Source organism: Paenarthrobacter sp. OM7 (assembly GCF_029873575.1).
In the GTDB taxonomy this organism is placed as follows: Bacteria; Actinomycetota; Actinomycetes; order Actinomycetales; family Micrococcaceae; genus Arthrobacter.
This window is the reverse complement of sequence record NZ_CP123579.1, coordinates 3,945,543-3,969,243: the sequence shown is the minus strand read 5'-3', so window position 1 is coordinate 3,969,243 and position 23,701 is coordinate 3,945,543. Positions and strand designations below refer to the sequence as shown.

The following is a 23,701-nucleotide window of genomic DNA, read 5'->3' as shown; positions in this document are numbered from 1 at the left end:
CTCGTCCGGAGGCACGTATCCAGTGATCTCCATCGCGCCAGTCTGACAGTTCACCGTCGGCGAAACCAGCCCTTGCGCCCCGTGATACCGGGGAATTTCCCAGCCAAATATTCAAAGTTGAGTGCACTTCGCTCAAGTTTCGATTGACTTAACTCTGAGGCTGAGTACAGTTGAGTGCAGAACGCTCAACTAGCCGATTGTTGAGCAGGCTTCCGGCAGGTAAACGCACAGCGGACCACTGCCAGGTGCAATCTCCAACATCGGCCATTGAAAGGAAACAAGATATGTCACGTGCAGTAGGTATCGACCTCGGAACCACCAACTCCGTGGTCTCTGTTCTCGAAGGTGGCGAGCCCACCGTTATCGCCAACGCAGAAGGCGGCCGCACCACGCCGTCCGTCGTTGCGTTCTCCAAGTCCGGCGAAGTCCTGGTTGGTGAAATCGCCAAGCGCCAGGCTGTCAACAACATCGACCGCACCATCGCGTCCGTCAAGCGCCACATGGGCACTGACTGGAATGTCGCCGTCGATGACAAGAAGTACACGCCGCAGGAAATTTCCGCGCGTATCCTCATGAAGCTTAAGAACGACGCCGAGAGCTACTTGGGCGAAAAGGTCACCGACGCTGTGATCACCGTTCCGGCCTACTTCAATGACGCCGAGCGCCAGTCCACCAAGGAAGCCGGCGAAATCGCAGGCCTCAACGTCCTCCGCATTGTCAACGAGCCCACCGCGGCTGCACTGGCCTACGGCCTGGACAAGGGCAAGGAAGACGAACTCATCCTGGTCTTCGACCTCGGTGGCGGAACCTTCGACGTCTCCCTCCTCGAGGTTGGCAAGGACGAAGACAACTTCTCCACCATCCAGGTTCGCGCAACCGCCGGTGACAACCGCCTCGGTGGCGACGACTGGGACAACCGCGTCGTCGAGTGGCTCCTGAGCCAGCTCAAGGTCAAGGGCATCGACCTCTCCAAGGACAAGATCGCCCTCCAGCGTCTCCGTGAAGCTGCAGAGCAGGCCAAGAAGGAACTGTCCTCCTCCACCAGCACCAACATCTCCCTCCAGTACCTGTCCGTCACCCCCGACGGCCCGGTTCACTTGGACGAGCAGCTGACCCGCGCCAAGTTCCAGGACCTCACCAAGGACCTGCTGGACCGCACCAAGAAGCCGTTCCAGGACGTCATCGCAGAAGCCGGCATCAAGGTTTCCGACATCGACCACATCGTGCTCGTCGGTGGCTCCACCCGTATGCCTGCCGTCTCCGAGCTCGTCAAGGAACTCGCCGGCGGCAAGGAGCCGAACAAGGGCGTCAACCCGGACGAAGTTGTGGCCGTTGGTGCCGCTCTGCAGGCCGGTGTCCTGAAGGGCGAACGCAAGGACGTCCTCCTCATCGACGTCACCCCGCTGTCCCTCGGCATCGAAACCAAGGGTGGCGTGATGACGCACCTTATCGAGCGCAACACCGCTATCCCCACCAAGCGTTCCGAGACCTTCACCACCGCTGACGACAACCAGCCGTCCGTGGCCATCCAGGTCTTCCAGGGCGAGCGTGAATTCACCCGCGACAACAAGCCGCTGGGCACGTTCGAACTGACGGGCATCGCTCCGGCACCGCGTGGTGTTCCGCAGGTCGAGGTCACCTTCGACATCGACGCCAACGGCATCGTCCACGTGTCCGCCAAGGACAAGGGCACCGGCAAGGAACAGTCCATGACCATCACCGGTGGCACGGCACTGTCCAAGGACGACATTGACCGCATGGTTCGTGAGGCCGAAGAACACGCCGCTGAGGACAAGGCCCGCCGCGAAGCTACGGACACCCGTAACTCCGCAGAGCAGCTCGCCTACTCGGTGGACAAGCTGATCGCCGACAACGACGACAAGCTGCCCGAAGAGGTCAAGACCGAGGTCAAGGCCGACGTCGACGCCCTCAAGTCCGCGCTGGAAGGCACCGACGACGCAGCCGTAAAGACTGCGTTCGAGAAGCTCCAGGCCTCGCAGACCAAGCTCGGCGAAGCCATCTACTCGCAGGCCGCCGCAGCTGATGCTCCGGGTGCCGGTGCTGAAGGTGCTCCTGCCGGTGAAAAGGCTGCTGACGACGAAGACATCGTTGATGCCGAAATCATCGACGAAGACGAAGCGAAGAAGTAGCCATGCCTCACCACGGCAACGAAGCAGAGCACTCTGAAGGCAACGAGCCGCGCAAGCCAGTCATTCGGGACAACCGCAAGGTTGACCCGGAGACCGGCGAGGCACGTCAGCCTGACAGCGAAGCTGCGGCTCCCACCGACGGCAACGCCGCTCCCACGGACGGTGACGCCCTCTCCCAGGCTGAGGAAATCCTCAACGGGGTAGAGGTGCCGGCCGAGGAATCGGTAGCCTCCGGTGCCGCGGCTGAAGCCCAGGCAGCGGAGCTCCGTAACGACCTCCTCCGCCTTCAGGCTGAGTACGTCAACTACCGCAAGCGCGTCGAACGTGACCGCGCCGTAGCAGGAGAGATGGCCGTCATCGGCGTCTTGAACTCCCTGCTCCCGGTGCTGGACGACGTCGACGCCGCACGCCAGCACGGTGACCTCGAAGACGGCCCCTTCGCCGCCATCGCCACCAAGCTGGAGAATGCGCTGAAGACGTACGGACTGGAACGCATCGCGGACACCGGAGTCGAATTCGACCCCACCATCCACGAGGCACTCATCCAGCAGCCGGGCGAGGACATCGAAGTGGACACGGTCAGCCAGGTGCTGCGCTCCGGATACCGCTCAGGTGAGCGGGTCCTGCGTGCGGCCCAGGTCATCGTGGCTGTCCCGGCGTAGGTTCCACCTTGTCGCTACACCGGATATGGGGCGGTGCCTTCCACACCGCCGCCCCATATCCGGTTTCGCGCCCGCTGTAAGCTCGCCTGAGGTGAGTTGAATGGGCCGTACTCATTATTGATTTGAAAGGAAACGCTCTTGGCCAGCCAGGACTGGGTTGAAAAGGATTTTTACGCGATCCTTGGTATTGCCAAGGACGCGTCCGACGCGGATATCAAGAAGGCTTACCGCAAGCTTGCCCGGCAGTACCACCCGGATACGAATTCGGGGGATGCTGCTGCGGAGAAGAAGTTCAAGGACATTTCCGAGGCTTACTCGGTGTTGTCGAGTCCTGAGGACCGGCAGCAGTATGACGCCATCCGTGCCATGGGCGGTGCACGGTTTGCTCCCGGTGCCGGTGCCGGCCGCGGTGGTGCGGGAGCCAACGGTGGGTTCGAGGACTTGTTCGGTGGTTTGTTTGGTGGTGGGCCCGGTGCCCGTCAGCCTGCGGGCGGCGGTATCCCGCCCGAGTTTGCCGACCTGTTCGGTGGGGGCTTCGGCGGCGCTGGCCAGACCGGATTCCAGCGGGCTCCGCAGAAGGGATCGGACCGTACGGCGACCACGTCCATCTCGTTTGCCGGCTCCATCAAGGGCACCACAGTGAGCTTGCGCGAAAGCAACGGCAACGTGATCGACGTCAAGATCCCGGCCGGAATCAAGGACGGGCAGAAGGTCCGTCAGCGCGGCAAGGGCAACGTTGGCCCGGCCGGCAATGGCGATCTCATCATCACGGTGAGCGTGAAGCCGCATGACTTCTTCCACCGCGACGGCGACAACATTCGCATCCACGTGCCCGTCACGTTCGCGGAGGCGGCGCTTGGCGCCACCATCGAGGTTCCAACGCTCGACGGCGACACCGTCAAGGTGCGCGTTCCGGCCGGAACACCGTCGGGCCGTACCCTCCGCGTCAAGGGCCGTGGCGTGAAAACGTCCAAAGCCACCGGAGACCTGCTGGTGACCATCGACGTCGCGGTCCCCCAGAACCTGAACAAGGAAGCGGAGGAAGCCGTGAAGGCGTTCGCTGCCGCCACCACCGACGCCGACCCGCGTCACGACCTGGCCGCAAAGGCCCGGTTGTAAGGAGGCGGTCATGGCTATCGACGTCAACCAGCCGATATTTGTCATCTCCGTCGCTGCGGAGCTTGCCGATATGCATCCGCAGACGTTGCGCCAATACGACCGTTTGGGCATCGTTTCGCCCAGCCGTGCGCCCGGAAAGTCCCGCCGCTACTCGCAGAACGACGTCAACAAACTGCGGGAGGTCCAGCGCCTCTCGCAGTCCGGCGTCTCGCTTGAAGGCATCAAACGCATCCTCGACCTCGAAAACCAGGTAGCTGCGCTGCAGTACCGGGTGGCCGAGCTGACAGAAGAATTGTCCCGCCGTCGCTCACCCGTGGACGCGCGCATCTTCGCGGCAGGCGCGGCGGGCGACGTCGTCAGCCTGGCCCGAGGGCAGAGGCCGCGGGCGCGATCGCAGGCCGTTGTGGTGTGGAGGCCGCGGGTCGGGGAGTAGCCAGCTACGCGCGGCTTCGGTCCCAGCTCACCACTACCCGGGCTGCACCCTCTTCAGTCCGTTCCACGTTGGTGACGATCTGCGATTCTTTGGCACCCATGGCACGGATCTGCCGCCGGTAATCCTCAAGATGCTCCTGCAGCGACGCTTCAGTCCATTCGCCGGGCCGCATTCTGGTGGAAATCTCCACCGGTTCTTCGCGGACCAGGATCTGTTCGGGCTGTTCGGGCTGTTCGGGCTGCGAAGGTTCGGGGTTTGGAGTTTGCGGAGCCAGCATCCGGACGGCGAAGGCTCCGCCGGCGATTCCGGCAACGAGGCCTGCTGCGATGAGCCAGAGGGTGCGGCCGGGACCGCGCCGTTTGGAACCCGTTCCGCTGAGGTTTGCCTTGGTGGAGTCTCTTCGTGCCATGGGGAGTTCAACTTTCCGTCGGCGATAGGTAGTCCGTGCATGAGCAGGCCGTAACCCGCCACACCATCGTAAGCATGCTGAGTTGGACCTGTGGCTTGATCGCCAAAACGGGCAGATAATGTAGGCATGGCACGGCAAGCAGCGCGCGTGCTGATGGCTCGATCATCGTGAGGGTGATGACGGTGTCGTTGTCCGATGAAGAACGCAGGAGCTTGGAAGAGCTGGAGCGGGAACTCGCTTCGACCGATCCGGATCTCGCATCCGAGCTGACATCGGGCCGGCCCCGGGGACAGGCTGCCCGCACCATCCTCGGCAGTCTGGCCGTTTTAGGTGGCTTTGCGATGGTGATCGCCGGGATCATCACCCAGCTTGTTGTTTTGGGCGTGCTGGGATTCCTTCTGGCCAGCGGCGGGGCGTATTGGCTGCTGTCCGGGACCTCGCTTCGGAGAAAGTCTGGAAGGCACGACGGCGAACCCGTACCTTAGCCCTCAGGCCCGCCGGACTCGGGGCACTCGACTCGGGCACTCAGCGATAGTGATGCTGGTGCGGGGACGTCCCCTAGGGAACCGGCGGCACGGGCGGCTGGACCGGAGCCTCAGGCTGCTTCACGGGCTCAGGTTCGCCCGGGGGAACCATCATGCGCCACGCCAGGACAGCGCCCGCGCCGGCAACAGCCCCGATGAGCAGGCCGATCATCCACCCGGACAGGCGCGGTGCGCGCTGCCGGCTGTTCCGCTTCAGGGCCTGCGTTGTCCTTGTCACAGCTTTGGCCGCCGCGCGCTGGGCTTCCTTGGCGGCCTTCTTGTTGCCCGTCAGCGTAAGCATGACGCCGTGAACCACGGACGGAACATCGGCATGATTGATGCGGGTCAAGGCCCACTTCACCACCGCATCGGCCTGGGACGACGTGCCGTCCGCCGCGTGTGATACCCACTCCCGGGCCAGATCCTGCGCGGCGGGAATGATGTTCTGTGCTTTGTACATAGTGCACCCCTCCAAGCGTAGATGTCCCCGTTAGCCAGCCTACGCCGGAGCCCCTGTGTCCAACAGATGCCACCGGCGCAGTCGGGTCAGTCGCGGACTACGGCAGCCAACTCCACCGGGCTCTCCAGCCCAGCCCACTGACCGCTGAGGGTCAGCTCGCTGTGCAGTTCCGGAGCCGCGGCCGAGTTGGCGGAAGCGTCCGCTGCCACGTCAACCACCCGGGTCACTTTCAACCGCAACTCGCCGGCATCAATGATGGTCACACCGCTGCCCGAAACCGGTGCCGAGGCACTCAGGGCGGGGACGCCGCCGTCGAGCTTTCCGCTGCCTTTGACCGTCACTGAGCTGGGGCGGGGCTCCGGCTCGCCGTCAACGATCAGTTGGGCCTCTTCCTGGCCCGTCAAAATGGCGGTGGCGAGAGCCTTGACGTAAATGGGGTCGGCGCAGGCGTCGTACACCCACCTCTTGCCCAGGACCGAATGATCCATGGTGCCGATGAGCCACTCCTCAGCGCCGGCCAGCTCGTAGCCCCGATAGCTGAGGGGAACCTGGTAGATGCGATCGCCTGCGGCGACCACGTGTGTCTCGATCCCGACCTCGCCGGCGGGATCGTCAAAACGGTAGGCGCCAATAAGCTCCGGCGTGCCATCCTGGATGAACCAGGGCTGCTTCGGCAGGTAGCCGGCGATGAGTTCGAGCTTGGACGGGGAAAGGTTTGCCTTGTGAATGATCGCCATGGTCTCCAGCCTAGGGCAGGGTGCGGCGGCTCCCGAAGACCAGCGGGCTGACCGGCTTCCCTAAGCGCCGGGTTTCGAAGCCAGGGAGCCCGGGGCAGCGCCCACCATCCCCTCCACCGCGCGGGCCAGGTGCGTGCCGCGATCGTTGACGCCATCCCAGCGGACCAAGGCCTGCGCATTCAGGCCGTCCACCATGCCGAGGATCTGCCAGGCGACGGCGGCGGCATCGGAAACGTTGAACGCTCCGCTCGCGTTTCCGTCCTCCACTACTCCTTGGAAGACCTCCTGCCAGGCATCCATTTGCTCGCGGACCGAGGCGGCCAGCGTCTCGTTGCGCCGTCCCAGCGTCCAGGCTTCCACCCAGATTGCCGTGACGTCGAGCCTGCTGTTGTCCAGGAGGGTGTCCACCAGCAGTCCGAGCCGTTCCGATGGTCCTGGGCGCTGGCTCAGCAGGCCTGCAACTTCCTGGGTTTCCGCGGCCACGATGCTGGCGAATGTGCTGGAGACCAGCGCATCCATATTGGGCTGATAGTGCGCCACCAGGCCGGAAGCGACGCCCACGCGTGCGGCAACGTTGCGCAGCGTGAGTGCGGTGAGACCCGCCTCGAGGGCGAGCTCGCGGGCGGCTTCGGTGATTTCTGCGGCGCGTTCTGCCGGTGACTTCCGGAGTGCGCGCTTCTGTGGAGTGCTTGACATCAAGGACCAGTCTAGATTACCTTTTCAGCATTGTTGATCGTATGATCAACAAGAGAATTGCACTGAAGACGAAGGAGTCACCCATGGCTTGGAGAATGCCGGCCGAAACCGCACCGCATGAGCGCACCTGGATGGCGTTCCCCCGCACCGGCCTGACCCTTGGCGACGACGCCGCCTCGGCCGAAGAGGCGTATAAGGCCTGGACCGCCGTCGCCCACGCAGTGGCGGAATTCGAACCGGTCACCATGGTGGTGGACCCGAGCGAGCGCGAACGCGCCGCCCGGATGCTGGGTGGCGGGATCGAACAGATTGAGGCGCCGCTGGATGAGTTCTGGATGCGCGACGTCGGACCCACCTTTGTGCTGGACGATGAACGTCCCGGCGTGCTTGGTGCTGTGGACTGGATCTTCAACGGCTGGGGTGCGCCGGCGTGGTCCGAGTGGCAGAAGAGTGCCGGCATGGGCCGTTTCGTCGCTGAACAGTCCGGTGCCGAACTGGTCAGCTCACTGCTGGTCAACGAGGGCGGCGCCATCCACGTGGACGGCGAAGGAACCGTGCTGATCACCGAAACCGTGCAGCTGGATCCGGGTCGGAACCCCTTCGCCGACAAGGCCGCAGTTGAGGCTGAGCTGGCCCGCACCATCGGCGCCACAAAAGTCATTTGGGTACCCCGCGGACTGACCCGCGACTACGAGGACTTGGGCACACGCGGCCACATCGACATGGTGGCCACCCTGCCCACCCCCGGCCGTATCCTGCTGCATTCCCAGACCAACCCGGAGCACCCGGATTACGAAGTCAGCCGCACGCTCCAGACATTCCTGGAAACCCAGACGGATGCAGCGGACAAGCCGTTCGAGATTGTGCCGCTGCCTGCGCCGGAAACTTTGCGCGACGAAGACGGCTTTGTGGACTGGAGCTACGTCAACCACCTGGTGGTCAATGGTGGCGTCATCGCCTGTGGCTACGGTGAAGAACGTGCCGATTCCCTCGCGGCCGAGATCCTGGCCGAGGCCTACCCCGGCCGCCGCGTGGTCACCGTGGACGCCCGACCGATCCTGGCCCGCGGTGGCGGTATCCACTGCATCACCCAGCAGCAGCCGCGCCTCAGCAGGGCACAATTCGCCGGGGATGAGGCGTAATGGCCACCTTCGACGTCGTAGAAGCCTCCATCGCGCAACTGCGCGAGGCCCTGGAGGCAGGCGAGTTGACCAGCGAACAGCTCACCAAGGCCTACCTCGAGCGCATCGAGGCCTATGACCGCAATGGCATCAAGCTCAACGCAATGGTGGTCATAAACCCCGAGGCCTTGGCGGACGCCCGGGCTTCGGATGAACGCCGGGCGCGGGGGATTGTGCGCGGCCCTCTGGACGGTATTCCGTACACAGCCAAGGACAGCTATCTGGCCAAGGGTCTCACTGCCGCGGCCGGCTCGCCGGCCTTTGAGAATCTGGTGGCGCAACGGGATGCGTTCACCATCGAGCGGCTTCGGGATGCCGGTGCGGTGCTGATCGGCCTCACCAACATGCCGCCCATGGCCAACGGCGGCATGCAGCGTGGCGTCTATGGCCGCGCCGAAAGCCCGTACAACGCTGAGTACCTGACGGCAGCCTTCGGCTCCGGTTCCTCCAACGGTTCCGGAACCGCGACGGCGGCCAGCTTCGCGGCCTTCGGCCTGGGTGAGGAGACCTGGTCAAGTGGCCGCGCACCGGCGTCGAACAATGCCTTGTGCGCCTACACGCCCTCGCGCGGCGTCATCTCGGTGCGCGGCAACTGGCCATTGGTACCCACCATGGACGTCGTAGTCCCGCACACGCGCACCATGGCCGACATGCTGGAACTGCTGGACGTCATTGTGGCCGACGACGCCGAGTCCCGCGGTGATTTTTGGCGCGCTCAGCCGTGGGTTGAGATCCCTAAATCGTCTGAGGTCCGGCCGGAGTCTTACGTTGCGCTCGCTTCGGAAACGCTCGACGCCGGACGGCCGGCGTTGCGGGGCAAGCGCTTCGGAGTGCCGCGCATGTACATCAACGCAGACCCGGCCGCCGGGACCAGCGAGCAGCCGGGCATCGGTGGCCCCACCGGGCAGCGAATCGAAACGCGGGCTTCCGTGATTGACCTGTGGGAAGCAGCGAAGCGCGACCTCGAGGCCGCGGGAGCCGAGGTCGTCCTGGTGGACTTCCCCGTGGTCTCAAATTACGAAGGCGACCGGCCGGGAGCGCCTACCATCGCCACCCGCGGCCTGGTCAGTTCCGCGTACCTCAAGCGTGAAATCGAGGACCTCTCGGCCTGGGCGTGGGACGATTTCCTTCGCGCCAACGGTGATCCTGCCCTCAACAGGCTTGCCGATGTTGACGGCGCTGCGATCTTCCCGCACCCGAAGGGCGCCCTGGCAGACCGCTACACCGGATTCGACGACCACATCTCCGAATATCCCCGGCATGTCCGCGAATACGGCGTATCCCAATTCACTGAGATCCCCGAGCTGGAAGACGGAGTGCGCGGGCTGGAAGAGACCCGGCGGGTTGACTTGGAGGACTGGATGGACGGGCTCGGACTGGACGCAGTCCTGTTCCCTGCCGCGGCCGACGTCGGACCAGCCGACATGGACGTCAACCCTGCCTCCGCGGACCTCGGCTGGCGAAATGGGGTCTGGGTGTCCAACGGCAACCTCGTCCCACGCCACCTGGGCATCCCCACTGTCACGGTGCCGATGGGAACCATGGCAGATATTGGCATGCCCGTAGGCCTCACCTTTGCTGGCCGCGCCTACGACGACACGGCACTGCTGACGTTGGCTGCCGCTTTCGAAGCGACGGGCTCCCGGCGCACGACTCCGCCCCGGACGCCGGCGCTGTAGCGGAGATTCGCCTCCGTGTGGTGGCCGATGCGTGGCCGGGCCCCGGCTCTGATTACAATCAAAGGGACGTCGACCACTGAGGGAATCATGAAGAAACTCACCACTGTCCTGATCGCTGCCGGGCTCATCGCCTCGGCATCCGCCTGTTCCGCCCAGCAGCAGCTGACCACAGCGGAAACCTGCGACCGCGTTAACGTCGTGGTACCCAGCTTCCCGCAGAGCCCGAGCCAGACTGCAGCGAACCGTGCTGCCAATGCGGTCCGGCCCATCGAGTCCGTGGCTTCCAACGACATGAAGCCGGTTGTCACGGCAATCCTGGGATACCTGGATGCTCTGGCCGAGAAGGAGCCGACCGACGATGGCAAGAAGGCGGAGCACCAGGCAAAGCTGGACGAGGCCAACTCGGCCTTCCAGGAAGCCGGCACCAAGTACGGCGAGCTCTGCCGCGGCTAATGACGCCCGCGCGCTGAACACGCAGTCGCTCAACATACAGGGCTGAACATACAGAAGGGACCGGTTGATCGACCGGTCCCTTCTGTATGCCGCAAACGCTCTTTCATATCCCGTCACCTTGGAAGGAAGCCTCTCTCACTCTCCTGGAGAAAGTGAGAGAGGGCGGACGGGAAGGGCTTGGGATGTGAGAGAGGGCGGACGGGAAGGGCTTGGAATGTGAGAGATGGCTACTTTTCGTCGGGGCCCAGGTCAGGCCCGACGGCGAAACCCACCTCGCACGTCGCGCTTCCGTGGAGTTCCAGGATGGCGAGCTCGTTGGCGCCTTCGCGGATCAGCGGACCGGGAACGTACAGCGTGCGCTGCGGTCCGCGGCTCCAGTAACGGCCAAGGTTGAATCCGTTCACAAAAACAACACCCTTGGTCCAGCCATCGAGGCGGAGGAATCGGTCTCCCGGGCCATCGGCGTCAAAGGTCGCGAACGAAACAGACGGACCAGCCACGCCGGCCGCAGCATCGCCGGGTGGCAGCGGCACCGCGGCCGACCGGAATGCCTCCAGCGAGCCCAGGTCCACGGCACCCACTTCCCAGTCCACAACCTCCGCGCCGTTCAGCAGCGCCGGTCCGATCAAACCCTTGGCTTCGCCGATTCTCTGCCCGTAATTCACCCGGCCTTGGTCCTCAAGGAGAACCTGCAGGCGGCCACCACCGGGGATGACAACCGAGCGCTCGCCCAGTTCCCGGCTCAGCACCCCCACGGGCACGCCGTCCAGGAAGAACTGTGCCCTGTCACGGACCTCGGTGAATGACAGGACTCCGCCACCAGGAAGTGAGGCCTCGTACAAATAGAAGCCGCGGTACTGCCCAGTCACCTCGACGGGCGGAACGGTTCCTGGTACCAAAGACGTAACTACGGCGTCGGAGAGCGCAGGCGCCGTCGAAGAAACCGCCACCACTGAAGCAGGGACGGGCGCCCGGAGAGCCGGCACCTCGGCCGGAACCGGGAAATGCTTGGCAATGACGTCCCGGAAGGCGAAATACTTGGCCGTCGGATGCCCGTCCTCGGAGAGGGGAGCGTCGTAGTCGTACGAGGTGATGGTGGGCTCGTAGATGCCTTTGTCGTTCGCCCCATTGCTGAAGCCGAAGTTGGTGCCGCCGTGGAACATGTAGATGTTCACTGAAGCCCCGGCGGTGAGCAGAGCATCGAGTTCGGCGGCGGAAGCAGCGGCGTCGGTGGTGTGGTGGTGTGTTCCCCAGTTGTCGAACCAGCCGTTCCAGAACTCTGCGCACATGAGCGGCCCCGAGGGCTGCCTCTCCCGCAAGAAGCCGAGCCGCTCCTCAACACGCGAACCAAACGTTCCCGTCTTGTGCAGTTCGGGCAATGATCCGTCCTCGATCATGGTCCCGAACGGCTGGTCGCAGGTGAACAGCGGAACATCAACACCCGAGCGCTTGGACAGGTCCACCAGATGCTGCAGGTACTCCTTGTCGTTCCCGTAGGCGCCGTACTCGTTCTCAATCTGGAGCATGATCACTGGACCGCCCTGAGTGATCTGTCGAGGCACCACCAAAGCCAGCACAGACTCCATATAGGAAGAGACAGCCGCCAAGTAGCCCGGTTCGCTGCTGCGGACACCCACGGTGGGGTCGGTGAACAGCCAGGCGGGCAGCCCTCCGTTGTCCCATTCGGCGCAGATGTAGGGGCCGGGTCGGACAATGGCGTGCATCCCGGAAGCGGCAACCAGGTCCAGGAAGCGACCCAGGTCCAGCCCCCCGTCGGCAACAAACGAACCAGGCTCGGGAGAGTGCTCATTCCAGGGCACATACGTTTCGATGGTGTTCAAACCCATCAACCGGGCCTTATGGATCCGGTCGGCCCACAGATCGGGGTGAACCCGGAAGTAGTGGATGGCTCCGGAGAGGATGCGGAACGGCTGATCGTCCAGGAGGAAGTCCTGATCGCCGATTGCGAAGGTGCTCAAGAAAGGTCCTAACAGGGTCTACGCGGAACGCAGCACGGCGTGGAAAGCGTACGCGGCGTTGCTCCAGATCACGAACAGCAGCGGTGCCGGCGCCAACGCGATACCCAGGACCGGCTGCATCACGGAGGCGGACACGATGATCCCCAGCAGGATCAGCATGGCCACGCTGAGGTACCAGCGCTGCGCCCCCAGATAAAGCGAAGCCTTCAGGATGCTTTTCAGCTTCGCTTCAGGCAGAAGTACGACGCCGGCAATCGCCGTGACGGCAAGGCTCACCGTCACGGCAGCTGCTACGACGATCACCGGCACCAGCAGCGCAGCGCCAGGAAGGCTCAAGACGTTGTTCTGGACGACGGCCAGGTCCACGCCGAGGAACATCAACAGGGCCACAGCGCCCACACCCAGCACCGCGGCCTTCGCGAAACTGCGTTTGTATCCCCGAAGGAAAGCGGCGACCGGCTTGACCGCGGCGCCGTCGTCGTTCAACGCCTTGAAGGCAGCGAAGATGCCGGCGAGCGACGGCGCAATGGTGACGGAGAGCGCCAGGAAGAACGGCCACGCAGCGGCGGGGTCGGCCACCAGCGAAAGGCTGAGGACCAGCGGGGCGTTGGCCACGGCGAGCAGGGCGTTGCCGGCCAGGAACGTGTAGATGAACCCGAAGATGCTCCCGAAGGTTTCGAATCCCGGTCCGGCCCACCGCCGTCGTTTCTGCCCAGCCACAACACTCATCCTTTCATCCCGCTGGTCGCGATGCCCTGGATGAAGTAGCGCTGGCCGATGAGGAAGATGATGAGGATCGGGATCACGGAGATCACGGAGCCGGTCATGATCATGGCGTACTCGGCGTCGAACTGGCCCACGAAGGACCGCAAGCCCAGCTGGACGGTCCAGAGTCGGTTGGACGTGAGGTAGATGAACGGACCCATGTAGTCGTTCCACGTGTTCACGAACGTGAGCAGGGCAAGGCTGGCCAGGGCCGGCTTGGACAGGGGCAGGATGACGCGGGCCCAGATGCCGTATTCGCTCAGGCCATCGATGCGGGCCGCTTCGCAGAGCTCGTCCGGGATGGTCATGTAGTACTGGCGCATCAGGAACACGCCGAACGCGCCGAACGCCTGCAAGAGAATGAGGGCGTTGAAGCTGTTGGTCAGGCCAAGGTTCTGCATCATGATGTACTGCGGCACCATGTAGGCCTGCCACGGAACGGCGATAGTACCGATGTACGCGAGGAACAGCACGTCGCGGCCCGGGAAGCGGACCTTGGAGAAACCGTAGGCAGCCAGCGAGCCCGTGAGGACCTGCAGGCAGGTGATGATCACGGCGAGGTACAGCGAGTTCTGCAGGTAGCCCATCATGGGGATACGGGTCCAGATGTCCGTGTAGTTGCTCCACACGAACTCCTGCGGAATCCACTGGATGGGAACCGTGAGGACCTGGTTGTTCTCCTTCAACGACGAGGAAAGCATCCAGATGAACGGCACCATCAGCGCCGCCACCAGGACCACCAGGACACCGTAGATCACGATGTTCGCGGTCCGCTTCTTCTGCTCGCGCGGGGAGCGTTTGCGGTCGGTACGACGGCGATCTTCCGCAGTAGGTGCGCCGTTTGGGAGCGGTGCCGCGTCCGTCACATGAGTGGCTTTGAGGTCTTCGGCCATGTTGGTCATCAGCGTTCCCTCCGCTGTTGGATCTTGAACTGCAGGACGGTAACCGTCAGCACGATGACGAACAGGACCAGCGAAATGGCAGAGGAGTACCCGAACTTCCCTTCGCCGATGCCCTCCTGGTAGATCAGCTGGGACAGCACCGTGGTGGAGCGGCCGGGGCCACCGTTGGTCATGACCACAATGAGGTCGAACACCTTGAAGCTGGAAACCGTCAGCATGACCACCACAAAGAACGTGGTGGGACGCAGGGACGGGATGGTGACGTTCCAGAAGCGCTGCCAAGCACTGGCGCCGTCTACTTCGGCGGCTTCATACAGTTCGGTGGGGATCGCCTGCAGGCCGGCTAAGTAGAGGACCATGTAGTAGCCCATGTCGCGCCACACACTGGTGATGATGACGGCGGGCATGGCCCAATCGGAACTGGAGGTCCAGCCCGGCGGGTTGGCGATGCCGATGGCGCCGAGGAACTGGTTGATGGGGCCGCTGTCCGGGCTGAACAGCATGTTCCAGACGACGGCGACGGCCACCAGCGAGGTGATGTACGGAAAGAATATGGCAACGCGGAAGAAGCCGATGCCCTTGAGCTTGCGGTTCAGCAGCATGGCCAGGATGAGGGCCAAGGCCATGGTGAGCGGGACGTGGCCCAAAGCGTAGACAAGGGTGTTCCGCAGCGCGATCCAGAAGGAGTCGGATGCGAACATGCGCTCGAAGTTGGCCAGGCCAACCCATTTGGGAGCGCTGAATGAGGTCCATTCCATGAAGGAGAGCGCGAAAGCGGCCACGACTGGAATGAGGGTGAAGGCCAGGAAGCCCAGGAAGTTCGGAAGGATGAACGTCCAGCCGATCAGCGTGTTGCGCCTGGCTTGCTTCCTGTTGCCGCGGCTGTGCACGGGGGCAGGTGCCTGGGTGATTGTTTCTGTAGTCATGATGACCGCTCCCGGCGTCGGGGGCGTTCCTCCATTTCAGGATCCGGAGAATTCAGGTCCGGGTCCGGTGCCGCGTCCAGGGACGCAGCACCGGAACCAGTGGCTTGCCTGGCCTTACTTGCCCAGGACTTCGCTGGTGACGCGCTTGCCCATCTCGGCGAGGCCATCACTGACGGAGCGCTCGCCGACCATGATGAGGTCGTGCTCCTGGTTGAGGATCTTGTCCGTCGCGGCAGACTTGTCGCTGACGGGCATTTCCAGGGCGGTCTGATCCGGGGCGAAAGCCGTCTTGGAGAGCTCGTCCGTAGGCAGGCCGTCCAGCTTGAAGTACTCAGCGGTGACGGACTCATTCTGCAGCGCCGGGACAACACCGATCTTGGAGATGGCCTTGGCGCCCTCTTCACCGGCGGCCCACTTAATGAATTTCTTTGCCTCATCGGAGTGGGTGGCGTTCTTGTTTACGGCGAAGGCCGTGGGCGAACCGAACGTGGTGACCTTGCCGTCGTCGTTCTTCTGCGGCAGTGGAGCCAGGCCCCAGTTGACGTTGGTCTTGCCGTCCTTCTTGGCCTGCAGGATGCCGGCCGTGTACCAGGTGCCCATGGGCATCATGGCAGCCTGGCCGGTCTCGAACATGGTGCGGTAGCTGGTCTTCTGGCTCTTGGCGGTGCCGAAGTCCAGGGTGGTGCCGGACTTCTGGAGATCCAGGGCGGTGTTGTACTGGTCCTCCATGAAGCCGTAGTCGCCGCTGTTCTGGTCAGCGTCGTTCTGGGCCGCTGCGATGGCCTGGACCACGGAACGCCAGATGTGGTGGTAGGTGCCGTACGTCTTCTTTCCGCCGGCCTCGGTGGTGAGCTTCTTGGCGATCTCCGTGTACTTCTCCCAGGTCAGGTCCTTCGGCTCCTCGATGCCGGCAGCCTTGAACAGGTCCTTGTTGTAGTACAGGAGCCAGAAGTCCTGGCGGTAGGGAGCAGCGAAGTACTTGCCGTCGATGTCGAACGCGTCCAGGCCGGCGAGGTTGTCCTTGCCCACCTTGTCCACCACGCTGTTGATCTCCTGCAGCTGGCCGTTGCTGGCGTAGCGGGAGTAGTCGATCACGTTCTTCATGGTGAGCACGTCAGTGGTGTCGCCACCGGCCAGCATGGTGGTGACCTTCTGGGGGTAGTCATCAGCAAGGATGTCCACGGGTTCGATGTCCACGGTGGGGTTGGCGGCCTCGTAGCCGTCAAAGAGGGCCTTGAACTCCGGGGTGCCCTCGTAGTTCCAGACCGAGACGGTCAGCCGGGTCTTGCCTTCGGCCGCCTGCGGTTCGGCGGGACCGGCAGCGCCGGCACAGCCGGTGAGTCCGAGCCCTGCAGTCACCGCAAGGGCGATTGCGGCGAGGGTTGTGCGCTTCATTGCGTTCTCCTTTAGTACTGGGTTACAAGTTTGCCGCAGCTGCGGCTTCATGGTGCTTGGGTTCAGGCGCTGAGGCCGAGGTCCTCATGGACTACCTGGGCCAGGAGGTCCTTGCCGGCGAGGTATCGTTCAAGGTCATCGAGTGCGGCATCGGACATCCGCCGGGTTTCAGTCCCGAGCGAACCTGCGATGTGCGGGGTGATGATGACGTTGGGGAGTTCGTACAGGGTGGACTCAGCCGGCAACGGTTCAGGTTCCGTGACGTCCAGCAGCGCCGTGATTCGACCGGTGGCGCACTCCTTTTCGAGGGCTTCCGTGTCAACGAGCGAACCGCGGGCGGTGTTGATGAGCGTCGCGTGGTCCTTCATGGCGCCGAGCTGGGCCGTGCTGATCATGTTGCGGGTTTCGGGGAGTGCGGGTGCGTGGATGGTGACCACATCAGATACGGGCAGGAGTTCTTCGAGGGTGACCAGTTTGCCGCCGGCCGCCGCCACGTCCAATGGATCGGCGTACGGGTCGCTGACCAGGCAGGTGACGTCCTGGAGTTGTTGGACCAATTGGACCACCCGGCGGCCAATGCGGGAGAACCCGACGACGCCTACCACCCGGCCGATGTTGCCCAGTTCGCCGCGATCACCGATGTAGCTCCAGTCTTCCCGGTGCGTCCGGGCGTCGTTGGCCAGCACATGCGCCTTCTTGCCCGCCAGGACGATCGAAGCGAAGGTGAACTCGGCCACCGGGATCGCGTTGGCGTCGGCGCCGTTGGTGACGGTGATGCCGCGATCCCACAGTTCTTCACTGACGAAGCTGCGCACTGTTCCTGCACAGTGGAACACTGCCCGGAGCTTGGGCATGCGTTCCAAACGATCAGCGTTGAGGTGCGGCACTCCCCAACTGGTGAGGAGGATTTCCACCTCTTCCAAACGGCACAGCAATCCGGGTTCGTCCAGGGAATCCGTCCACGGCTGATCGCCGAGATCCACCATTTTGGACAGCCGCTCCAGTCGCGTGGAATCGAACTGGTCAGCAAAGGTTCCGCTATTCATGACCAGCAGTGCCTGGGGCTTGAGCGACATTGAGGGATCCTCCCTTCGAAGTTTTCGGCGGCCTGTTCGACCGTGATTTATGTGTTGCATCACATCTAATAATCAGTACATACTCATAAACAAGACAGTTCATTCAACTCAATCGAACTTGATCTAAAACATTCAAGATCGAACAAATGAGAGAAGAATTTATATGGCAACCGGCATCCCCGCCGTTGATGCGCCACCACTGAGGCCCCTGTTGGGCGCATGGGGTACATCTGCAGGCGCACCGGCTCTGATGGAGTCGCTCCGCGGCGCCCGGGACCGCCTCGCCGTCCGTCCAGCGTCCGACGCCGGATGGCACCGCGCTGCTGGCCGCCCCCTCGCGGAACTGCGCGCCCAAGCAACGGAGGAAAAGGGGAGTCACTGGCCCCAACCGCTCGTGTCCCATTACGCGCGCTACTTCCGCGACGGCAACCGCACGGCCTACGAGGGGCTGGTGGCGGGCCGGCAGCAGCGACTGACGCGCGCCGTCGTGATGGCTGCTGTGGCTGGTCCTGCCTCCGACGACGGTTGGCTTGACGAGGTGATCGACGGCGCCTTCCTACTGTGCGAGCAGAGTTCGTGGAGCTGGGCCGCGCACGACGACGTCTTCACCCGCAGTGGCGATGTGGTCCCTGAGCGTTCCCGGCCGTACCTCGATCTCGGCGCAGGGGAGGTGGTGGCGCAGCTCGCGTGGCTGGACCATGTGCTCGGTTCACAGCTCGATGAACGTACTCCCGGTCTGCGTCGACGCATCCGTCTGGAGACACAGGAACGGGTCATCCAGCCGTTCCTGGACCGGCTCGACTGGCATTGGCTGGGGTTGGACGGCGACGTTCATAATTGGAATCCGTGGATCCACTCGAACATCATCGCCGCGGCATTGCTGCTGGTGGATGACCCTGGGTTGCAGGCGGCGGTTATTGCACGCTGCATCGAGGGCCTGGACCGCTTCCTCGCCTCCATTCCCGCCGACGGTGCCATCGACGAAGGCTTCGCCTATTGGTGGAACGGGGCCGGCCGCGCGCTCGAAGGCCTTGCCCTGCTGGAGGAGGCAAGCGGCGGCGAGCTCGATCCGGACCTGCCCGTCATCCGCGCACTGGTGGCATTCCCGCACCGCATGCACTTGGGGCATGGATGGTTCCTCAACGTTGCCGACGGCCCGGCCCGCGCCCACCACGGACTCCCGTGGGACATGCTGCAACGCTGGGCTGTCCGGCTGGGGGACTCTGAGGCCGCCGCGCACGCGGCCGCCTTTGCCGCCGTCGAACCCGAACCCAACTCCGCCGCCGGCTTGGGCCGCGTCCTCACCCAACTGAGTGACAGCAAACGTCGCAATGAGCGTCCATTGGGACATGTGCTGTTACCTAGTTGGGGGACGTACCTTCCGTCCGTCCAGATCATGGTGGCGCGGCAGACTCCGGGCTCATTCGTCGGGCTCACCCTCGCGGCCAAGGGCGGACACAACGGCGAGCACCACAACCACCGCGACGTCGGCTCAGTGGTGGTCGCCGTGGATGGTGTGCCCCTGTTGGTCGACGCCGGCCAGCCCACGTACACCGCGCAAACGTTCGGACCAGATCGGTACCGGATTCGGGCCATGCAGAGTGCGTGGCACAGCGTCCCCGCACCGTTCGGCCTGGAGCAGGGGACCGGGTCTTCGTTCGCGGCGACCGTACTCCAGGAGCCGACCCTTGAGGAACCCACCCTCGCGCTTGGGCTGGGAGCGGCCTACGGTTTGGACCACGCTGAGCAATGGATCCGCACCTCGCTCATGAACCGTGAGCTGGGGACCGTGGTGATTGACGACCGCTGGAACCTGCCCGAACCCGCGGCGGAGGGCACGCGTCCGCCTGAGGGAACGCCCGACGTCGACATCACCTATCTGGTTGCCGGCACCGTCAGCGTCGGTACAGACGCGACCGCGAGCGTCGCGCCCGCCGGGATTCCGGCTGCGGAAACCGGCAGGGGCCTGCACCTGCGCTGGAAGCCGGCCACCGCCGTCGTACTCGTGGACGAATGGCACCTCGACGATCCTCTCCTCAGCGACATCTGGGGCGAAAAATTGACCCGGATCCGTTTCCGTATGCCCAGCGAAAACCGCGCTTCGGGCGCGTTTACCCTCACAGTGGAGGCAACATCTTGAGTTCTGAACAGACCCCGGAAGCGGGCGGCAAGTCCCTCTTTTCCCTGCAGCGCCGTGAACGGCTCATGGAGGAGCTGCGGGCGCATGGAGCCATCACCGTGCGCGATATTGCCGCGAAGTTGGGCGTCAGTGAACTGACTATCCGGCGTGATGTGAACACCCTCGCCGACGAAGGACTCGTGTCCCGCGTCCATGGCGGCGCCACGCTGCCCAGCCCGTTGGACCGTTCGGTGGCTGTGGGGCGGCCGTCGGCGCACAGCTACTCCATTGGCATGGTGGTTCCGTCGCTGGACTATTACTGGCCGCAGGTGATTTCCGGTGCGCGTGGCGAGGCCGAGGCGCAGAACCTCCGCATCCTGGTCCGTGGCTCCGCCTACGACGCTGCCGACAACCGCCGCCAGGTCCAGGCGTTGCTGGATACCCAGAACATCGACGGGCTGATCGTGGCCCCCGATATGGGCGGTGAGCACGGGAAGGAATTGCTGAGGTGGCTCAATGCCCTGCCCATTCCGGTGATCCTGGCCGAACGGCGGGCGCCGTCGGAAATCCCCGCGCATCGTCTGGAGTGGGTCGCCACCGATCATTCCTTTGGCGCCGGGATGGCCGTGCGCCATCTGTGGCAGGAGGGGCACCGGATGATCGGATGCCTCACGGATTCCACCAGCCCCACCAGCCCGCATGTGGTCCGCGGTTGGAAACAGGCCCTTGCCGCGCTCAAGATTCCGCTGGAAAAGTCCATCCACGAGGACTCAGCCAAGCTGGACAACGGCGATCGTGCCAAGCACTTTGATCACGTCCTGGATCTGTGCCGTTCCACCGGAACTACGGCAATGCTGGTGCACTCGGACACCCAGGCTGTGGCGTTCGTGCAGCACTGCGTGGACCGGGGCGTGGATGTTCCAGGCAGCATGGCGATTGTGGGGTACGACGACGAAGTGGCCTACCTTGCCGAGCCCGCCATCTCCGCGGTTAGGCCACCCAAAAGCTACGTCGGCAAGGTGGCGGTGCAGCTCATGGCTGCGCGCCTGGCCGAAGGAAGGATGCGCCCTGTGCATCGCATTGACCTGAACCCCGAGCTGATTGTGCGGGAATCCTCCGTAGGCGCACCGCGAGGGTTGGCTGGAGTCGTCCTGGAGGATTCGCTCTGATGCTTCTGCCGCCCCTGGATTACCAGCTCTCACCCTTCACCGGCCTGACCCGCGAGCACTGGTGTGCGTACGCGGATCACCTCCTGCGTTCGGCGCATCAGTTCGGCACGGACGATCACGCCAACATCCACCTGCCCGGAGCCAACAGCCGCTACGGCCCGCGAAGTGATTCTCTGGAAGCCTTCGCCCGGACGTTCCTGCTGGCCTCTTTCCGGATGGCGGGCGACCCTGCCAGCACGGGCTGGATCGCCGAGTGGTACGCCGTCGGACTGGACGCCGGAACCAATCCCGCCAATCCGGACCGGTGGCCGACGCCTGGTGAGCTGGGGCAGGCGAAGGTGGAGGCGGCGTCGTTGGCTGTTGGCTTGGCACTGACCCGCGACGTCCTGTGGGACAAACTGCCGGAGCGCGTGCAGGAGCAGCTCATCGCATGGTTCGAGACCGTGATCGGTGAGGAGTACCCGCCCATCAACTGGGTCTGGTTCCAAATTGTGGTGGAGACATTCCTGGCATCCGTGGGCGGCCGGTACTCCGATGAGGACATCGACGCCGGACTCGCCATCCATGACTCCCTGTACCAAGGCGGTGGCTGGTTCGCGGACGGTCCCGAGCGTGCCTACGACCACTACGTGGGCTGGGCATTCCAGGTGTATCCGCAGCTCTGGGCGTTGATGGCGCCTTCTGACCCCCGGGTTACTGCTCGCAAAACGCTCGACGGCGACCGGCTGGCTGATTTCCTGGACGACGCCGCGTTCCTTGTGGGCTCGAACGGTGCTCCGCTCATTCAAGGCCGGAGTTTGATCTACCGGTTCGCGGCCGCCGCGCCGTTCTGGGTGGGGGAGTTGTCCGGGCACACGCGCTTGGCCCCAGGTCTTTCCCGGCGTGCTTCCTCCGGGATGCTGGACTACTTTGCCCGGCACGGCTCCATCACGGAGGACGGGTTGCTGTCCATCGGGTGGCACGGCGAGTTCGCGGGCATGAAGCAGGCCTACTCCGGCGCTGGGTCACCCTATTGGGCGGCGAAGGGGATGCTCGGGCTCGCGCTGCCCGCGGATCACCGGGTGTGGGCTGCGGTGGAGGCGCCTTTGCCCGTTGAGGTTGCCGACACGCAGCGGCTGATCGCAGCCCCGGGCTGGCAGGTGGACGGGACTCGAGCCGACGGCGTGGTCCGGATCCGGAACCACGCCACGGACCACGCCGTCGTGGGTGCTGTGGTGGCGGACTCGCCGCTGTATGCGCGGATCGGGTACTCCACCCACACGTTCCCGGACCTGACACCCGAGTCCGTGGACAATGCGGTGGCGTTCGTTGATTCCGATGGCCGGCTCACGCATCGGACGGGTTTTGAGTACCTCGGCTCGTACTCCGAGGGCGGTGTTCAGCTGGGAGCTTCCCGGTTCGCCGCCCACTGGATTGAACCCGACCCCGACGCCGGTCCCGATCACGGCAGCGGGGTGGCCGGCGTTGCGACTCCCGGGCCCTCGGTCACCGTGGTTTCGGCAACGCGTGGGGCAGTAGAGCTCCGGCTGGTGCGTGTTTCCGGCTCTTCCTCGGGGAGTGCCTTGCGGATCGGCGGCTGGCCGGTGGATGCTGCGTCGTCGGTGGTGGGCTCTGTGATGCCAGTTCCAGGATTCGGCATGTCGTTGGATTCGTCCGGGACGTTCGTCCGCTCTGGTGCCCACCCCATGGGTTCGGAGCTCACCATTCCGTGGGTGGGAACCTCGGGTACCGCGCACGACGGTGACTACGCCGCCGTCGTCGTCCTCGCCGGTGACGGAGGTACTTCGACGGATGCGGGTGTCACGTTTGTTGCCGGGGAAGGGGAGGTCGAGGGGGATGGTCGGTTCGTGTTCTCGGATGGCGCCTCCGTGAGCATCTCGCAGCTTGCCCGTTTCGATGCGTAGCTGCGGGTTAGACGACTCCTACCGTCTTGTGTGCAGCGGGCCATCGAATCGGGCGAGCTCACCCTGCAGTAGGCTCGCGGGATGAGCCAAACCGATGATCGAGCACGCTTCCTCGCGGCATATGACCAGGACCTCCGCACCGACGCCGAGACCCCGAGTGCCCTCAAAGTGACCCAGCACGGCCCTGTGCGTTTGGTGACCTTCATGAAGGGCCGGGGCTTCGTCACGTACCAGGATCTCGGTGACGCGGATTCGCAGACCATCAAACGGCTCGTAGCCGAGGCCATCGCTTATTTCCGCGCTGAACCTGACATCACCAGGGTCGAATGGAAATCCCGCGGGCATGACCACGCGCCGGGGTTGCACGAAGCGTTGATCGAAAACGGCTTCACCCAGGATGATCCCGAGTCGATCATGATCGGTGAAGCCCAGGCATTAAGCACAGCTGTGCCACTTCCCGACGGCGTGACCCTGCGGCAGGTCACGGAGGAACCGGACGTGCGGGCCATGAGCGCCATGCAGGACAAAGTGTTCGGCGAACCCGTGTCAGATGAGATGGCTGATGCCCTGCTGCGCCGTCTCTCCCTCGATGACGGGATGCAGTTGTGGGTGGCCGAAGCTGAAGGGCAGATCGTCAGCGCCGGACGTTTGGAACCGGTTCCAGGCACAACCTTCGCCGGTATCTGGGGCGGCGCCACCAGGGAAGAGTGGCGCGGTCGGGGGATTTACCGGGCATTGACGGCCCGCCGTGCGCAGGCCGCACTCGAGCTGGGAAAGACCCTCATCCACAGTGATTCCACCGAATTCTCGAGGCCAATCCTGGAGCGCTCCGGGCTGCTCAAGGTCTCCACGACCACGCCGTACCGCTGGGTGCGCGGCTGAAAGCTCAGACGGCTTTGAGGGCCAAGGAATTACCTTATTCCATGCGCTGTTCATTTCCGCACCCTCGTTCCACTTCGGTGA

General features: G+C 64.1%; 22 protein-coding genes. 12 read left to right on the top strand and 10 right to left on the bottom strand.

Annotation, left to right across the window (positions count from 1 at the left end):
• Nucleotides 1-284: 284 nt before the first annotated feature.
• The 4 genes from dnaK to QEH68_RS18265 all read left to right on the top strand — a co-directional run bounded on the left by dnaK (nt 285) and on the right by QEH68_RS18265 (nt 4,364).
• On the top strand, nt 285-2,150 hold the full coding sequence (gene dnaK, locus QEH68_RS18280; protein WP_207595104.1) for a molecular chaperone DnaK: 1,866 nt from the start codon (nt 285-287) through the stop codon (nt 2,148-2,150).
• A gap of 2 nt (nt 2,151-2,152) precedes the next feature.
• Nucleotides 2,153-2,812, top strand: a complete 660-nt coding sequence (locus tag QEH68_RS18275; protein WP_207595102.1) for a nucleotide exchange factor GrpE — start codon at nt 2,153-2,155, stop codon at nt 2,810-2,812.
• 138 nt (nt 2,813-2,950) lie between these two features.
• A complete protein-coding gene (locus tag QEH68_RS18270; protein WP_207595100.1) occupies nt 2,951-3,931 on the top strand; it encodes a DnaJ C-terminal domain-containing protein in 981 nt (326 codons plus the stop codon).
• 10 nt (nt 3,932-3,941) lie between these two features.
• Nucleotides 3,942-4,364: a helix-turn-helix transcriptional regulator gene (locus QEH68_RS18265; protein ID WP_207595098.1), complete on the top strand. Its 423-nt coding sequence runs from the start codon at nt 3,942-3,944 to the stop codon at nt 4,362-4,364.
• A gap of 4 nt (nt 4,365-4,368) precedes the next feature.
• Here the strand turns inward: QEH68_RS18265 and QEH68_RS18260 are convergent, their stop codons facing one another.
• On the bottom strand, nt 4,369-4,773 hold the full coding sequence (locus QEH68_RS18260) for a hypothetical protein (protein WP_280623919.1): 405 nt from the start codon (nt 4,771-4,773) through the stop codon (nt 4,369-4,371).
• 176 nt (nt 4,774-4,949) lie between these two features.
• On the opposite strand from QEH68_RS18260, the gene QEH68_RS18255 reads away from it, so the two are divergent.
• Nucleotides 4,950-5,258: a DUF3040 domain-containing protein gene (locus tag QEH68_RS18255; protein WP_280623917.1), complete on the top strand. Its 309-nt coding sequence runs from the start codon at nt 4,950-4,952 to the stop codon at nt 5,256-5,258.
• Between the two features lie 73 nt (nt 5,259-5,331).
• Here the strand turns inward: QEH68_RS18255 and QEH68_RS18250 are convergent, their stop codons facing one another.
• From QEH68_RS18250 to QEH68_RS18240, 3 genes are all read right to left on the bottom strand, one after another.
• Nucleotides 5,332-5,757: a hypothetical protein gene (locus QEH68_RS18250; RefSeq protein ID WP_280623915.1), complete on the bottom strand. Its 426-nt coding sequence runs from the start codon at nt 5,755-5,757 to the stop codon at nt 5,332-5,334.
• Nucleotides 5,758-5,843: 86 nt separating this feature from the next.
• Nucleotides 5,844-6,494, bottom strand: a complete 651-nt coding sequence (locus QEH68_RS18245) for a hypothetical protein (protein ID WP_207595094.1) — start codon at nt 6,492-6,494, stop codon at nt 5,844-5,846.
• Nucleotides 6,495-6,554: 60 nt separating this feature from the next.
• Nucleotides 6,555-7,190: a TetR family transcriptional regulator C-terminal domain-containing protein gene (locus tag QEH68_RS18240; RefSeq protein ID WP_207595092.1), complete on the bottom strand. Its 636-nt coding sequence runs from the start codon at nt 7,188-7,190 to the stop codon at nt 6,555-6,557.
• Nucleotides 7,191-7,273: 83 nt separating this feature from the next.
• Here QEH68_RS18240 and QEH68_RS18235 point away from each other — a divergent pair, with 83 nt between their 5' ends.
• The 3 genes from QEH68_RS18235 to QEH68_RS18225 all read left to right on the top strand — a co-directional run bounded on the left by QEH68_RS18235 (nt 7,274) and on the right by QEH68_RS18225 (nt 10,503).
• Entirely contained in the window at nt 7,274-8,332 is a 1,059-nt protein-coding gene (locus QEH68_RS18235; protein ID WP_280623911.1) for an agmatine deiminase family protein, read from the top strand.
• Complete coding sequence (locus QEH68_RS18230; protein WP_280623909.1) at nt 8,332-10,050, top strand: amidase; 1,719 nt, start codon at nt 8,332-8,334, stop codon at nt 10,048-10,050. The genes QEH68_RS18235 and QEH68_RS18230 overlap by 1 nt, the downstream gene beginning before the upstream one ends.
• Before the next feature lie 87 nt (nt 10,051-10,137).
• Complete coding sequence (locus tag QEH68_RS18225) at nt 10,138-10,503, top strand: hypothetical protein (protein WP_207595086.1); 366 nt, start codon at nt 10,138-10,140, stop codon at nt 10,501-10,503.
• Nucleotides 10,504-10,730: 227 nt separating this feature from the next.
• Here the strand turns inward: QEH68_RS18225 and QEH68_RS18220 are convergent, their stop codons facing one another.
• From QEH68_RS18220 to QEH68_RS18195, 6 genes are all read right to left on the bottom strand, one after another.
• Nucleotides 10,731-12,482: a beta-galactosidase gene (locus QEH68_RS18220; protein WP_280623905.1), complete on the bottom strand. Its 1,752-nt coding sequence runs from the start codon at nt 12,480-12,482 to the stop codon at nt 10,731-10,733.
• Nucleotides 12,483-12,500: 18 nt separating this feature from the next.
• The gene (locus tag QEH68_RS18215) at nt 12,501-13,202 is read right to left on the bottom strand and encodes a hypothetical protein (protein ID WP_280623903.1); all 702 of its coding nucleotides are present in this window, start codon (nt 13,200-13,202) and stop codon (nt 12,501-12,503) included.
• A 5-nt stretch (nt 13,203-13,207) separates the two neighbouring features.
• Nucleotides 13,208-14,149 (bottom strand): carbohydrate ABC transporter permease, encoded by a 942-nt coding sequence (locus tag QEH68_RS18210; protein WP_091552267.1) that lies wholly within the window; start codon nt 14,147-14,149, stop codon nt 13,208-13,210.
• Entirely contained in the window at nt 14,149-15,075 is a 927-nt protein-coding gene (locus tag QEH68_RS18205; RefSeq protein WP_280623898.1) for a sugar ABC transporter permease, read from the bottom strand. The genes QEH68_RS18210 and QEH68_RS18205 overlap by 1 nt, the downstream gene beginning before the upstream one ends.
• 114 nt (nt 15,076-15,189) lie before the next feature.
• Nucleotides 15,190-16,470 (bottom strand): sugar ABC transporter substrate-binding protein, encoded by a 1,281-nt coding sequence (locus QEH68_RS18200; RefSeq protein WP_280623896.1) that lies wholly within the window; start codon nt 16,468-16,470, stop codon nt 15,190-15,192.
• A gap of 62 nt (nt 16,471-16,532) precedes the next feature.
• On the bottom strand, nt 16,533-17,546 hold the full coding sequence (locus QEH68_RS18195) for a hydroxyacid dehydrogenase (protein WP_280623895.1): 1,014 nt from the start codon (nt 17,544-17,546) through the stop codon (nt 16,533-16,535).
• Between the two features lie 163 nt (nt 17,547-17,709).
• Here QEH68_RS18195 and QEH68_RS18190 point away from each other — a divergent pair, with 163 nt between their 5' ends.
• The 4 genes from QEH68_RS18190 (at nt 17,710) to QEH68_RS18175 (ending at nt 23,620) form a co-directional block, all read left to right on the top strand.
• Complete coding sequence (locus tag QEH68_RS18190; protein ID WP_280623893.1) at nt 17,710-19,686, top strand: heparinase II/III family protein; 1,977 nt, start codon at nt 17,710-17,712, stop codon at nt 19,684-19,686.
• On the top strand, nt 19,683-20,834 hold the full coding sequence (locus QEH68_RS18185; RefSeq protein ID WP_089596335.1) for a LacI family DNA-binding transcriptional regulator: 1,152 nt from the start codon (nt 19,683-19,685) through the stop codon (nt 20,832-20,834). Before QEH68_RS18190 ends, QEH68_RS18185 begins: the two co-directional genes overlap by 4 nt.
• Nucleotides 20,834-22,738 (top strand): DUF2264 domain-containing protein, encoded by a 1,905-nt coding sequence (locus QEH68_RS18180; protein ID WP_280623888.1) that lies wholly within the window; start codon nt 20,834-20,836, stop codon nt 22,736-22,738. The genes QEH68_RS18185 and QEH68_RS18180 overlap by 1 nt, the downstream gene beginning before the upstream one ends.
• Before the next feature lie 81 nt (nt 22,739-22,819).
• Nucleotides 22,820-23,620 carry a GNAT family N-acetyltransferase gene (locus QEH68_RS18175; RefSeq protein WP_280623886.1) on the top strand — a complete coding sequence of 267 codons (801 nt, stop codon included), beginning with the start codon at nt 22,820-22,822 and terminating at the stop codon, nt 23,618-23,620.
• The last annotated feature ends 81 nt before the right edge of the window (nt 23,621-23,701 follow it).